The 11943-nt window shown below is 53.6% G+C and carries 16 protein-coding genes; 10 read left to right on the top strand and 6 right to left on the bottom strand.

Annotated elements, in window-relative coordinates:
* The first annotated feature begins 407 nt into the window (after positions 1–407).
* Positions 408–1205 carry an AraC family transcriptional regulator gene (locus J2125_RS01890; protein WP_017800092.1) on the top strand — a complete coding sequence of 266 codons (798 nt, stop codon included), beginning with the start codon at positions 408–410 and terminating at the stop codon, positions 1203–1205.
* Here J2125_RS01890 and J2125_RS01885 read toward each other — a convergent pair whose 3' ends face one another.
* Positions 1206–1925 carry an alanine--tRNA ligase-related protein gene (locus tag J2125_RS01885; protein WP_198510879.1) on the bottom strand — a complete coding sequence of 240 codons (720 nt, stop codon included), beginning with the start codon at positions 1923–1925 and terminating at the stop codon, positions 1206–1208.
* 102 nt (positions 1926–2027) lie between these two features.
* Between J2125_RS01885 and J2125_RS01880 the strand changes: the two genes are divergently transcribed.
* Entirely contained in the window at positions 2028–2495 is a 468-nt protein-coding gene (locus J2125_RS01880) for a very short patch repair endonuclease (protein WP_017800090.1), read from the top strand.
* 8 nt (positions 2496–2503) lie between these two features.
* On the opposite strand, the gene yedA is transcribed toward J2125_RS01880, so the two are convergent.
* Positions 2504–3409: a drug/metabolite exporter YedA gene (gene yedA / locus J2125_RS01875; protein ID WP_017800089.1), complete on the bottom strand. Its 906-nt coding sequence runs from the start codon at positions 3407–3409 to the stop codon at positions 2504–2506.
* A gap of 184 nt (positions 3410–3593) precedes the next feature.
* Here yedA and J2125_RS01870 point away from each other — a divergent pair, with 184 nt between their 5' ends.
* The 6 genes from J2125_RS01870 (at position 3594) to J2125_RS01850 (ending at position 6537) form a co-directional block, all read left to right on the top strand.
* On the top strand, positions 3594–3866 hold the full coding sequence (locus J2125_RS01870; RefSeq protein ID WP_017800088.1) for a hypothetical protein: 273 nt from the start codon (positions 3594–3596) through the stop codon (positions 3864–3866).
* A gap of 14 nt (positions 3867–3880) precedes the next feature.
* A complete protein-coding gene (locus tag J2125_RS01865; RefSeq protein WP_017800087.1) occupies positions 3881–4792 on the top strand; it encodes a DUF808 domain-containing protein in 912 nt (303 codons plus the stop codon).
* 40 nt (positions 4793–4832) lie between these two features.
* On the top strand, positions 4833–4964 hold the full coding sequence (locus J2125_RS25115) for a hypothetical protein (protein ID WP_017800086.1): 132 nt from the start codon (positions 4833–4835) through the stop codon (positions 4962–4964).
* A 248-nt stretch (positions 4965–5212) separates the two neighbouring features.
* Positions 5213–5392 (top strand): YodC family protein, encoded by a 180-nt coding sequence (locus J2125_RS01860; RefSeq protein ID WP_017800085.1) that lies wholly within the window; start codon positions 5213–5215, stop codon positions 5390–5392.
* A 112-nt stretch (positions 5393–5504) separates the two neighbouring features.
* Positions 5505–6185: a LexA family protein gene (locus J2125_RS01855; protein WP_017800084.1), complete on the top strand. Its 681-nt coding sequence runs from the start codon at positions 5505–5507 to the stop codon at positions 6183–6185.
* Between the two features lie 91 nt (positions 6186–6276).
* The gene (locus J2125_RS01850; RefSeq protein ID WP_071590497.1) at positions 6277–6537 is read left to right on the top strand and encodes a hypothetical protein; all 261 of its coding nucleotides are present in this window, start codon (positions 6277–6279) and stop codon (positions 6535–6537) included.
* A gap of 8 nt (positions 6538–6545) precedes the next feature.
* Here the strand turns inward: J2125_RS01850 and J2125_RS01845 are convergent, their stop codons facing one another.
* The 3 genes from J2125_RS01845 to yodD all read right to left on the bottom strand — a co-directional run bounded on the left by J2125_RS01845 (position 6546) and on the right by yodD (position 9248).
* Complete coding sequence (locus tag J2125_RS01845) at positions 6546–7766, bottom strand: glycosyltransferase family protein (protein ID WP_017800082.1); 1221 nt, start codon at positions 7764–7766, stop codon at positions 6546–6548.
* 42 nt (positions 7767–7808) lie between these two features.
* Positions 7809–8624 (bottom strand): mannosyl-3-phosphoglycerate phosphatase-related protein, encoded by an 816-nt coding sequence (locus J2125_RS01840; RefSeq protein WP_026111563.1) that lies wholly within the window; start codon positions 8622–8624, stop codon positions 7809–7811.
* A gap of 390 nt (positions 8625–9014) precedes the next feature.
* Positions 9015–9248 carry a YodD family peroxide/acid resistance protein gene (gene yodD, locus J2125_RS01835; protein ID WP_017800080.1) on the bottom strand — a complete coding sequence of 78 codons (234 nt, stop codon included), beginning with the start codon at positions 9246–9248 and terminating at the stop codon, positions 9015–9017.
* Positions 9249–9586: 338 nt separating this feature from the next.
* On the opposite strand from yodD, the gene J2125_RS01830 reads away from it, so the two are divergent.
* Both J2125_RS01830 and dsrB read left to right on the top strand, forming a co-directional pair.
* The gene (locus J2125_RS01830) at positions 9587–9745 is read left to right on the top strand and encodes a YqaE/Pmp3 family membrane protein (RefSeq protein ID WP_017800079.1); all 159 of its coding nucleotides are present in this window, start codon (positions 9587–9589) and stop codon (positions 9743–9745) included.
* Between the two features lie 73 nt (positions 9746–9818).
* Positions 9819–10010 (top strand): protein DsrB, encoded by a 192-nt coding sequence (gene dsrB / locus J2125_RS01825; RefSeq protein ID WP_017800078.1) that lies wholly within the window; start codon positions 9819–9821, stop codon positions 10008–10010.
* A gap of 140 nt (positions 10011–10150) precedes the next feature.
* Here dsrB and J2125_RS01820 read toward each other — a convergent pair whose 3' ends face one another.
* A complete protein-coding gene (locus J2125_RS01820; RefSeq protein ID WP_244987141.1) occupies positions 10151–11854 on the bottom strand; it encodes a methyl-accepting chemotaxis protein in 1704 nt (567 codons plus the stop codon).
* Positions 11855–11943: the final 89 nt, after the last annotated feature.

Raw genomic sequence — 11943 nt, 5'->3', positions numbered from 1 at the left:
AGAACGTGTGCTGCATGGCACTCTGATACGAAGAAATCTGTTGCCGGTTTCAGGTGATGAAATACGAAGATTTATTGTGAAATTTAATGGTGATTACAGTTAAATATTGATGCTCATCACATTTATTTCGATTAAAGGCTAACTTTTAACCGATCTGCTACGGCGTGTGATGGTCGCATATGGAATGAATGGCTGACCGCTTGTGACCGTTTGTGTGGATTTGACCGTTTGGCTTAGCTTAGTGAAGCTTTTCATTGTGGTAAAGTATCAATGCTTATCACAGGCGAAACGTAGGGGGCGGCGTTATCGCCACCCGTGCCAGTGGTTAGCAAGATGCCTGCCATTTAAACGGGAGCCGTTAACGACTTCCCTGGGACAGAAGTAAAGCGATTAAAGAGGCCCGCGTTATGCTGCAGCAACAGGTGCGTTACTATCACCCGGCGGAAATGCCAGGCATGGTGCTGGGTGAAGCGCGCTTTTCTGACTTTACCTTTGCGCCGCATTACCATCTTGATTACCACATCGGGGTGGTAAGCGATGGCGCGCAGCGCCAGCGGTTTGCCGGCAGTTCACAGCTGCTGGCGGCGGGGCGGATATCGGTTATGCCGCCAGGCGAAGTACATACCGGCACGCGCGAAGGCGAGAGCGCATATACGCTGTATACCTTCCGTGTAAAGCCGCAGTTGCTGCAAAGCCTGGCGGATGAGATTGCGGGCAAAACGGTGGATTTGGCGTTTGGCGGCGCGATTGTCACCGCTCCCGGGCTGAGCCGCATGCTGCAGCAGCTGCACCAGCAGTCAACCCGCCAGCCGCTGGTCGATGAACACTATCTTAATGCGCTGGAGCCGCTGCTGGTGCAGCTGAAAACTCTGCAACCGCAGGCGGTGAAGGGGGGCTTGTCCGATCGCGATTTCCGGCGGGTGCGTGATTACTGCTATGCCAATATCAGCGACAACCTCACGCTGCCTCAGCTGGCGGCGCTGTGTGATCTGAGCCGTTTTCAGTTTTTACGTCGCTTCAGTCAGCGCGTGGGCATGACGCCGCATGCCTGGCTGCTGCGTCTGCGGCTGGAGCTCGCCTGTCAGCGCCTGAATCACGGCGGCAGACCGATTGCAGAGGTGGCTGCCGCTGTTGGTTTTTACGATCAAAGCCACTTTAACCGCGCCTTTCGCCAGGCATTTGGCGTTGCCCCTTCCGCTTACTGATTAACTGGCGCTCAGCGTATAGCTGATGCGCACGCCATCCTTCAGTTTAATCTTCGTCAGTTGCACCGCCTGCAAACTGGCGGTGTTGCTGATATGGGTGCCGCCACAGGCAAAGGGACGATAACTGCCGATGGTCACCAGGCGAATTTCATCAGTTTGTGGGATCGCGCCCGCCAGCTCGGGACGCAGCGCAGTGATATACGCCAGGCTTTCACTGCTGATGGTCACCGGTAGTCTGGCGGCGATGGCGGCATCGAGCTGCTGCTGTACCTGCGGCAAAAACGCCTGTGCATCCTGCGTCAGTTCACCGGTAAAAGCCACATACGCGCCCGGCAGAAAATGGTGGCCTTTGGCCGGCACCAGCGCTGGCATCAGGGTTTCCACCACATGCGAGATCAGATGGCCTGCGCTGTGCGCGCGTGATGCCAGCTGGCGGAAACCGGCATCGATAGTGAGTTCCAGCGGGTCACCAGGTTGCCATGCGACAGCGCTGTCGAGGTAGTGACGCACTTCGCCATCACGCACCAGCACCTGCTGGCAATTAACGCGCTGCTGGTTAAACTGTAGCGTGCCGCGATCGGACATCTGGCCGCCACCCTGCGGGTAAAATACCGTGCGGTCGACCTGCACCCACTGGCCTTTCTCATCGTCGCCGCAGTTGATTACGCTGGCGTGGCAGCTGACCGCATCGGGTTGGCTACGGCAAATCAGTTCAGTCATCATGTACTCTTTATTAAGCAAATATACATGCACTATGCCGGGCAGCCGGGTCGCTGGCTTGTAAAAAATTGCAGCATGCGCCACTACCGAGAAGGAGAGAGTATGGCCGATGTTCACTCCGCCGCCATCCGCAGTAAAAATATGCGCGCCATTCGCACGCAGGATACGGCGATTGAAAAGCGTCTGGCGGCATTGCTGGATGCGCTGGGATTTAGCTATCACATGCAGGATAAAAGCCTGCCGGGGCGGCCTGATTTTGTGCTGGCGAGCCATCAGACGATTATTTTTGTCCACGGCTGTTTCTGGCATCGTCACCACTGCCATCTGTTCAGGCTCCCGGCGACACGGGCAGAGTTCTGGCTGGAGAAAATTAACCGTAATGTGGCGCGCGATGCGCGCGATAGCGCCGAATTAACCGCGGCGGGCTGGCAGGTGCTGATTGTCTGGGAATGTGCGTTACGCGGCAAACTGCGGCTGGATGATGAGGCGATAACCTCACGGCTGGAGGAGTGGATTATTGCCGGAAACGGTAATGCCGAGATTGATCATCAGGGCATTCACCGTTGTTAGCTGTGCGTTTACGCTGGCTGATTGCGTGCTTTTGCCGTCAGCAGATATTTACCCAGCGTCACCAGCACCACCGCAAAGATAATAATGCCTAACGCGAGCCATTCGCGCGGCGACAGGGTTTCGTTGCCAAAACTGGTGCCAAGCAGCACCGCGACCACCGGATTGACATAGGCGTAGCTGGTCGCCACTGCTGGTGTGACATTGCGGATCAGGTACATATAGGCATTAATCGCAATAATCGAGCCGAAAACAATCAGAAAACCCAGCGCCAGAAAGCCCTGCAAATCTGGCGTCGCCTGTAACTTCTCCCCGCTGAGGGTGCTGGCTGTCAGCAATACTACGCCTGCCGCCAGCATCTCAACCGCTGCCGCCATCGGCCCTTTGGGCAGTTCGATACGTGAGCCCCATACCGAACCAAATGCCCAGCTGACCGCCGCCAGCAGAATCATCAGCGCACCCCATGGGTTGCCGCTCAGATGACCGCCGCTGTTTAGCAAAATAATACCGCTCAGGCCGACCGCAATCCCCAGCCACTCAATCCAGCGGGTGGCGATACCAAACAGCTGGCTGAAGCACAGCGCGAACAGCGGCACGGTGGCGACCATTACCGCTGCAAGGCCGGAGGGCACATTCTGATGTTCAGCAATGGTCACCAGCCCGTTACCGACCGCCAGCAGCAGCACGCCAACAATCGCGGCATTCACCACTGCCCGACGCGCAGGAAGTGGATACCCGCGCAGGCGCAACACGCTAAACAGAATGATTCCTGCGGTGAGAAAGCGTAAGCCCGCCATCATCATCGGTGGCCAGCTCTCCACGCCGAGGCGAATAACGTAGTAGGTAGAACCCCAGATAATATACAGCGTGAAAAGTGAAGCGATTAACAGCACAACGGGGGCAGTAAAGCGTGACATGATCCATTCCGGTGGATTAACAGGGGAAATACATTAACGTTAAAATTATTTCACCTCCAGAGATTCGCGTCCCGGCGGAAAAAGTTGCCGATTAAATCAACTGTTAACGATTACAAAGATTGCCATTGTGACCCATAATTGTTTAGATCTGCCGTTCCATTGCTAACACGCCCACGGTGAACCTATGTCCAGCATTAAGCTGACCGTACGACGTCTGTATAAATTGCGCGACCAGCGCCTGGTGAATACTCAGGCAACCGCGCGTATTTATGTCGGCGACACCCTGATTGCCACAGAAGAGATCGCCGGAATGACGGAAAGTCCGGTGAGTAAATATCTGCATCACGATCAGGCCGAGGGGCAGCCGGTGCGGGTGGAATGGGATTGCGATGGCATTGCTGATATGGCTGTCGCTGAAGTGCAGGTCTGTCCCTGCTGTCAGCACCACGAACATTAATCAAGGAATCCACTTTGGCTGGAAGTAGCTTACTGACGTTATTAGATGATATCACCACGTTGCTCGATGATATTTCGGTTATGGGCAAGCTGGCGGCAAAGAAGACCGCCGGGGTACTGGGTGATGATTTATCACTGAATGCACAACAGGTGAGCGGGGTTAAAGCCAATCGGGAAATACCGGTAGTCTGGGGCGTGGCGAAAGGGTCGTTCCTCAATAAGCTGATTCTGGTGCCGCTGGCGCTGGTGATCAGCGCATTTGCGCCCTGGGCGATTACGCCGCTGTTAATGGTCGGCGGCGCTTACCTCTGCTATGAAGGGGTGGAAAAGGTGATGCATAGCCTGCATCGCGATAAATCGCAGGAGTCACCGGAAGCACGCCAGCAGCGGTTGTTAAAAGCCGCGGATAAAAATCCGGCGGAATTTGAAAAGAAGAAGATTAAAGGAGCGGTGCGCACTGACTTTATCCTGTCGGCGGAAATTGTCGCCATTACGCTGGGGATTGTCTCTGATGCGCCGCTGCTGAATCAGGTGCTGATCCTTTCCGGCATTGCCATTCTGGTGACGGTCGGGGTGTATGGCATCGTCGCCGGGATTGTGAAGCTCGATGATCTGGGATTGTGGCTGTCAGAGAAAAGCTCTGCGCTGGCGCAGACCACTGGCCGTGCTCTGCTGGCGGCGGCGCCATGGCTGATGAAGATCCTGTCGGTAGTGGGCACGCTGGCGATGTTTCTGGTCGGTGGCGGCATTGTGGTGCATGGCATCGCCTGGCTGCATCACCATATCGACGCTTTTAGCGGCGGATTTAACGGGCTGGTGGCCGCGCTGATCAGCAATGGCGCCAATTTAGTCATCGGCTTTATCATTGGTTCGATTGTGCTGTTTGTCGTAAATATGATTGCGAAGATGCGCACTAAATCAGTATAAAGAGCGCAAGTATCTGTAAGACTAAAACCTGGAGTAAACCATGAACGACGATATTTTTGAATTTGATATTGATGCACAGCTGGAACAGGCTGAAGCAAATGCCGAGAAAAAAGCCAGCGAAGTGCCCGCCGATCTGGGCGATGAAGCCGATTGTGAAGGCTGCAAAATCTGATTCCAGGCCTAACGGTTTCATTAAAAACGGATAACTGCGGTTGTCCGTTTTTTTTTACCCTTTTTTTGATAATTTACGCAAATAGTCATCATAAAATCCTATATCTGGCTAAACCACTACAATATCGATATTTTCTACTGGTTATTCTTGCTAAGTCCATTTTTGTATCGCTGGTCGCAGGCGGAAATCAAACGCGGCTGCTATATTTTTGCAGGTATGTTTATCTCACCCTGATATGGAGGCGCATGATGTTCTTTTTTGTCAGTGATGAAGTACAGCTTAAAAATGGTGGACCCCGCATGATTGTGACCGGTTTCGCCAGTGGGATGGTTGAGTGCCGCTGGTATGATGGCCACAGCGTCAGGCGTGAGGCATTCAGAGAAGATGAACTGCTTGCGCTCTCCTCCGGACGTCAGCTTGCCAGTTAGACTCTGCGCCGCCTGTCATTTCTCTCCCCCGCAGGCGGCGCAGCTTTCCAGTCGCACGGTTTAAGTATAAACTTTAAGTTCATTATGGCGGTGATATGAACCAGGTGAACTTATGTTGGAACAACTTCAGCAACGCAGGGCATTCTCCGCCCGCCTTAACGAAGCCTGCCGGCTAAAATCCCTTGATGCGCATGGTCGTGGCGTGCAGCTGGCGCGTGCGCTGGACGTGACGCCGCGTGCAGTCGGTAAGTGGCTGAATGGCGAGGCAATACCACGTCAGGCGAAGCTACAGGCGCTGGCTGGCTTCCTTGATGTCAGTCTGGAATGGCTGCAACTTGGCAGCAGCGTAGGGGATAACAATGTTAAAGCCGTCGCGCAGCCGTCCGCTTATAACGGCTATCCGCTGATTAGCTGGGTCAGCGCCGGACTGTGGAGTGAGGCGATAGAACCGTGGTCGCGTGATGAAATCGATCGCTGGCCAGCCACCAGCCGTCACGTAAGTGAGGGCAGTTTCTGGCTGGAGGTGAAAGGCGACTCAATGACCGCGCCGGTGGGGCTGAGTATTCCGGAAGGGATGCTGATTCTGGTCGATCCGGAGGTGGCGGCCAGCTCCGGTAAGCTGGTGATTGCCCGCCTGACCGATGATAACGAAGCCACTTTTAAAAAATATATTGAAGATGGCGGGCGTAAGTATCTGAAACCGCTTAATCCTGAGTACAAAATGCAGGAAATCAGCGATAACTGCCGCATTATCGGCGTCGTGGTCGAAGCGAAATGGGAAAATTTAGGTTAAGCGATCCGCTTAACAAAATGCGTAATCTTAATTGCTGAATGTGAACTTTAAGTTCATTATTATTCCATCTGCTGACTAACAGGAGAAGCCAATGGAAATAATAATGAATGCGCTACTGCTGCTGCTCGGGGTCGCCAGAAGTAGCTTAACCCGGCTAAGTCTGCAGGAGTGGGGCTATTTACTCGGAGTGTTTTTTACCCTGTTACGCGGGCTGATGATCTGGCGTGATAACCGTACTGAACAGCGTAAGCGCACGGCTATTTTACAGCAACTGGCGCAACGGCTGGACGCCGATGCGCTGCAGAAGGTGAAGAACAGTTTGCCGCCGCCAGATAAAGAGCAACCGCACTAAGCCGGGCGTTACACTTCGCCGGTGTTGTCCTCTTCCACCGCCTGATAGATGCGTTGCAGGATATCCGGGAAAGCGGATTGCACGCGGCTCCAGCTGGGAATAAACGGCTTTTCGTTTGGACGTTCAATAAACGACTGGCCCGCTTCAAGAATCGACTGGGTAAACATCTCTACTGCCGCTTCTTCGGCGTGCTGGTCGAACTTCAGGCCATTCATGGCCGCTTCGTGATTATAGACTTCCATCATATCCAGCGCGTTGCGATAGTAAGTGGCTTTCAGCACGCGGAAAGAGTCACTGGTGATATTAACCCCCATGGTAGCCATTTTACGCAGCAGTGACTGCACAATATCATTACTCATGCGGCGCAGCCCGCCGGTGCCATCCTCTTCTGATAGCGGCTGATGTTTATGGTCATAGTTATCCGCAATCTCCACCTGACAGCTCTGGCGCGTGGTGTAGTTGCGATAGATCTCTGACAGTACGCCAATTTCCAGCCCCCAGTCGCCGGGAATTTTGATGCCGTTCAGCACATGGGTGCGCATGGCAAATTCACCGGAGAGCGGATAGCGAAAGCTGCTGAGATAGTCGAGGTAGTCAGAGTGACCATACACCTTTTGCAGCGAGCGCAGCAGTGGCCCGACCAGCAGACGACCGACGCGGCCATTGAGTTTGTTATCCGCCACGCGCGCATAGAAGCCCTTACAGAACTCATACTGGAAGGAGGGATTCGCCAGTGGATAGAGCAGGCGCGCCAGCATGCCGCGCTCATAAGTGACAATATCGCAGTCATGCAGCGCGACGCAGCTGGTGCGGTCGGATGCCAGTGTGTAACCAGTACAGAACCAGACGTTGCGCCCTTTACCGGGCTGGGCAGGGGACAATCCCTCTTTATCCAGCTCGGCATCCAGCGCTTTCAGGCGCGGACCGTCGTTCCACAAAATACGATGCCGCTGCGGCAGACGCGAAAAGAATTCCCGCGCATACAGAAATTGATCGCGGTCGGCGCGATCAAGCCCGATAACAATCTCTTCCAGATAGGGCACTTTCGCCAGTTCATCAACAATATGATCCAGCGCCGGGCCTTCCAGTTCGGAAAACAGCGAGGGCAGTATCAGCCCCATTTTGCGTTTTTGCGAAAACGCGATCAGATCCTGTTCCAGCTCGCTGACGCGTCGGCCGGTCAGATTATGGAAATTGGTAATAACACCATTCTGGTAAAAATCACTCATAGCATTCCCCTTTAAACAGCGTACGGCTTGCCAGCATTTTGGCTAATCTTGCGCGATAAAATGTTGCAGTCCTTCCTGCCAGCCTTCAGGGCCATAAGCTGAAGTATGATAGATATTGTGCTGATCCTGACGCGTTAAAGTGACAGGCGTTTTACTGTGACCTTTAATCACCACCGCGTAGTCAACACTGTCGAGCATCGGCGCATCATTGGGCCCGTCGCCGAGGCCAATGGTGATAAAATCGTGCTGACTGAACCGTTTATCCTGTTTATATGCCTGCAACAGCCATGCCAGGGCTGCGCCTTTGCCACTGCCGCTGGCCATCACATGCCAGAAACGGCCACCCTGCGTCAGCGCTAATCCCTCCTGCTCCAGCGCCGCGGCAAAAGCGGCAAACTGCGCTTCGCTGTCGCGCCATACCAGCGATTCCGAGGCTTCGCGGCGGCGGGCAAGGGCGGCATTACGCACTGTCAGACCGGTAATATCGGCCACTTCCTGATCGGTAAAGTCGGCAAAGCCACTGAAACGAAACTGATATTGCTGGCGTAAACGGCGCAGGCAGTGGCAGATTTCACTGTAATCCTTACCGGCGTGATGGCGCATATTTTCGCCATCGGCGCGGTCCAGTTGCACCAGCGCACCGTTTTCTGCAATAAAAGGCGCACCACTAAACCCCAGCTGCTGTTGCAGCGGGATAATTTCGGAGGCGGTTTTGCTGGAACAGATCACCAGCGGAATCTGATGCTGAACAATTTTATCCAGCCACGGCTGCGCCGGTTGCCAGCTGTAAGTATGGTGATCCAGCAGCGAGCCATCTAAATCAGTCACTATCATTAACGAGTCATGCAAACCGGGCATGTTGCGTACCTCAAATATAAGCCAGACGACAAAGATAACTTCCTGATTAATCGTTAAGTATAACGGACTCTGCGGCGGGCGGAATGTAACCACCGGTATTAGTGGCTGAGGGGGGAGAGAAGCTGATTGATTAGGATTTATCTTAAAGCGGAGCGGGGGTTATCACGCTGAGAAATTATCATCATCGCCGCGTAAGCCGCGATTATCATGACTTCCCGCCGTCGCTATGGACAATTGTTGCGGGAATTGTCGCATTTTTGCTGCAACATCAGACTTGTCTTAGAATGGTTAAAGCGTAATCTGATTAAGTTAAGGAAGTCCCTGGTGTAACAAATTTCATTGAAGCGTTTTTTATCCCGACCACTGGTCGGGATTTTTTTGAAATCGATTTCATCGGTTCACTTCACTGATTGAAAAGTCGCGGATATCCAGCTCAAAGGCTTCCGCCAGCTCGCTACAGGAGTGATACGCTCTGCCGTCCACTTTGAAGTGATGGGCATCATCGCTTTCGATAAAATCCTGCACCTCACCGGATGCACGACGCTGAATCGCCTCCAGTAACGCCTCAACATCAATGCCAACTTCGCGCTGAATGTTATCGCTGTACTCTTTCGCCGTCGTCATTGCCATACCCTCACAGAGCAACTGTTCTGTAAGTATAGACGCGCTCAGCAGCAGGGGGCAGGGTGAAAAAAGGCTAAAAAAAAGCCCGCGCTGCGCGGGCAAAAATCCTTGTTACTTTTAGGTTGACTGCGCCTTTGGGGTTGGTGCAGTAGAGAAATTGTAGCGCCAGCGGGTGTCAAAAATCTCGTTGCGAACTGTTAAGAAATCGAAAATCTTGCTGCGCGTGTACGAACTTACGATGTTTTACACGGCTAACAGAGCAACAGGCGAGATAACTGCTATCTTTAGCGGTCAGATTAAAAAATGTTGTACGGACTATTTATCCAACAGGAGTCATTATGGATTTTCTGCGTATTGTTATCGCTATTTTGTTACCACCACTGGGTGTCTTTATGCAGGTCGGTTTTGGCGGCGCGTTCTGGCTGAATATTTTGCTTACGCTCTGCGGCTATATTCCGGGTATCGTGCATGCCGTATGGGTGATCGCTCGTCGTTAACTGATTGCGCAAGGTCAGGAAACCCGCCGCGTTTTCAGTTAAACTTCAGCGGGTATCCAGCAGGAGGAAGCGCATGAAGGTTAATGATCGGGTAACGGTTAAGACAGATGGCGGGCCACGCCGCGCGGGCAACGTGCTGGCAGTGGAAGAGTTTAGCGAAGGCACCATGTATCTGGTGGCGCTGGATGATTATCCGCTGGGCATCTGGTTCTTTAATGAACAGGGCCATGAGGATGGAATCTTTGTCGAGCCGTGCGGCGATTAGCATTTATCCGGGCGGCGAGAACGCCGCCCCTACGGGTATGGAAAGCGTTTTCGGTTCCCGTCTTAATTTGCCGTGCCATACGACGGTTAACTGTAGGGGAGCCATTTCGTAAAATATAAACGGTGGCTCCCGTATTATTGCTAGAAGGTTTCCCAGTTATCACCACCACTCAGGGCGGGGCGTCCGGCGATCGCCCGCGGCGCTTTGACTGGCGTCGCTGAGGGCATTTTTTTGCCGCTAAGATGCTGTTGATCGCTGAGACGGAAGGCGGCGACCGCCTGCGTCAGGCGGCCAGCCTGCTCTTCCAGTGAAGAGGCCGCAGCTGAGGCTTCTTCAACCAGTGAGGCGTTCTGCTGCGTGACGTTATCCATTTCGGTAACCGCCTGGCTGACCTGCTCAATACCCCGGCTCTGTTCATCTGAGGCGGCGGCAATTTCCGCCATAATATCGGTGACGCGACGTACGGCATCGACAATTTCGCCCATGGTATCGCCCGCGTGTCCCACCTGTGATGACCCCTTGCCAATCAGGTCCACCGACTCTGAGATCAAACCTTCAATCTCTTTCGCCGCCTGCGCGCTGCGCTGCGCCAGGCTGCGCACTTCGCTGGCCACCACGGCAAAGCCGCGTCCCTGCTCACCGGCGCGTGCCGCCTCTACCGCGGCGTTAAGCGCGAGGATATTGGTCTGAAAGGCGATACTGTTGATAACGGTGGTGATTTCGGCGATTTTCTTTGAGCTGTTGGAAATATTATTCATGGTGCTGACCACACCGGTCACGATATCGCCGCCCTGACGGGCCTTACCGGAAGCGTCTGCCGCCAGCTGGCTGGCGTGATGGGCGTTTTCGGCGTTCTGCTTCACCGTTGCGGTTAGCTGCTCCATACTGGCGGCGGTCTGCTCCAGCGCTGCCGCCTGTTGCTCGGTGCGCGAGGAGAGGTCGGTATTGCCCGCAGAGATCTCACTCGAACCCTGATAGATCGCCACCGCGCCTTCGCGCACCGTACCGACGGTTTTCATCAGCGCCTGCTGCATAATTTGCAGGTTATGGCTGAGAGCGCCGATTTCACTGCGTCCCCACGACTGCATCGGAGCGGTTAAATCGCCGTTGGCGATCAATTCGATCCGACCCACGGCGTTATGCAGTGGGTTGATAATCACCCGCCGCAGGAAGATAAAGGTCACTAAGGTAATAATCAATGCTAAAGCGAATGCGCCGCCCATCATAATAAAGCCGAGGCGTGACTGCTGCTGCGCCACACTATTAATCTGTTCCGCACGGTCGGTGCGAATCTTAATTGCCTTTAGCAGCACTTCATTATATTCATTATCGAGCTTACGCGTGACATCGGTCTCCTGAGCAATCACGCCTTCAAAACTGCCCTGGCTGGCCGAACTTAACATCGGCTGCAACCCTTTACTGACGTAGTTATCAAATTTTTCTTTTAGCGGGCCATCAAGGCTTATTCCTTCAGCCGTTTTATTGCCACGGTTCATATAAATAAGAAAGTTATCCTGCGCCTGTTTAATTCGTTTTTCGGTGGCCGCGAGGTTAGCTTTAAACTCATCCATTTCACCAATACGTGCTGCCGCGCCAGCATGAATGACCAGCAGACGGGCGGTACGCAAATGGTTGGAGCTATTAGACAGCCCCATGCGGATTTGGATTTCCTGGGTAGCGTCATTTAATGACTGATTACTTTTAACCAGAAAATAGCTGGAAAGACCAATGCACAACGCAAATAACAGCAGAATCCCACTGAAGATCACTGCGAACAAAGGAACCAGTCGCAGATTCTGCCAGAAACGTATCCCACCCTGTTCGGGCTCTTGATTAGCTTTCATATCCTGTAGCTCTCTGTCAGATGAAGGGCGAAGCATCGCTCCGGTAATCGATCCAGACATCGGCCAGCAGGGGAGAAACATTAGGGGGG

Origin of the sequence: Winslowiella toletana (assembly GCF_017875465.1) — a bacterium.
In the GTDB taxonomy this organism is placed as follows: domain Bacteria; phylum Pseudomonadota; class Gammaproteobacteria; order Enterobacterales; family Enterobacteriaceae; genus Erwinia; species Erwinia toletana.
Note: the sequence above shows the minus strand (reverse complement) of the source record. Positions and strands in the feature narration are given on the sequence as shown.

What these genes read in the sequence shown, in the direction of transcription:
- J2125_RS01880 (WP_017800090.1), top strand. Translation starts at nt 2,028, where the DNA reads ATGGCCGATGTTCACTCCGCCGCCATCCGCAGTAAAAATATGCGCGCC.
- dsrB (WP_017800078.1), top strand. Translation starts at nt 9,819, where the DNA reads ATGAAGGTTAATGATCGGGTAACGGTTAAGACAGATGGCGGGCCACGC.
- yedA (WP_017800089.1), bottom strand. Translation starts at nt 3,409, where the DNA reads ATGTCACGCTTTACTGCCCCCGTTGTGCTGTTAATCGCTTCACTTTTC.
- J2125_RS01840 (WP_026111563.1), bottom strand. Translation starts at nt 8,624, where the DNA reads ATGCCCGGTTTGCATGACTCGTTAATGATAGTGACTGATTTAGATGGC.
- J2125_RS01845 (WP_017800082.1), bottom strand. Translation starts at nt 7,766, where the DNA reads ATGAGTGATTTTTACCAGAATGGTGTTATTACCAATTTCCATAATCTG.
- J2125_RS01830 (WP_017800079.1), top strand. Translation starts at nt 9,587, where the DNA reads ATGGATTTTCTGCGTATTGTTATCGCTATTTTGTTACCACCACTGGGT.
- J2125_RS01850 (WP_071590497.1), top strand. Translation starts at nt 6,277, where the DNA reads ATGGAAATAATAATGAATGCGCTACTGCTGCTGCTCGGGGTCGCCAGA.
- J2125_RS01890 (WP_017800092.1), top strand. Translation starts at nt 408, where the DNA reads ATGCTGCAGCAACAGGTGCGTTACTATCACCCGGCGGAAATGCCAGGC.
- yodD (WP_017800080.1), bottom strand. Translation starts at nt 9,248, where the DNA reads ATGACGACGGCGAAAGAGTACAGCGATAACATTCAGCGCGAAGTTGGC.
- J2125_RS25115 (WP_017800086.1), top strand. Translation starts at nt 4,833, where the DNA reads ATGAACGACGATATTTTTGAATTTGATATTGATGCACAGCTGGAACAG.
- J2125_RS01860 (WP_017800085.1), top strand. Translation starts at nt 5,213, where the DNA reads ATGTTCTTTTTTGTCAGTGATGAAGTACAGCTTAAAAATGGTGGACCC.
- J2125_RS01870 (WP_017800088.1), top strand. Translation starts at nt 3,594, where the DNA reads ATGTCCAGCATTAAGCTGACCGTACGACGTCTGTATAAATTGCGCGAC.
- J2125_RS01820 (WP_244987141.1), bottom strand. Translation starts at nt 11,854, where the DNA reads ATGAAAGCTAATCAAGAGCCCGAACAGGGTGGGATACGTTTCTGGCAG.
- J2125_RS01855 (WP_017800084.1), top strand. Translation starts at nt 5,505, where the DNA reads ATGTTGGAACAACTTCAGCAACGCAGGGCATTCTCCGCCCGCCTTAAC.
- J2125_RS01885 (WP_198510879.1), bottom strand. Translation starts at nt 1,925, where the DNA reads ATGACTGAACTGATTTGCCGTAGCCAACCCGATGCGGTCAGCTGCCAC.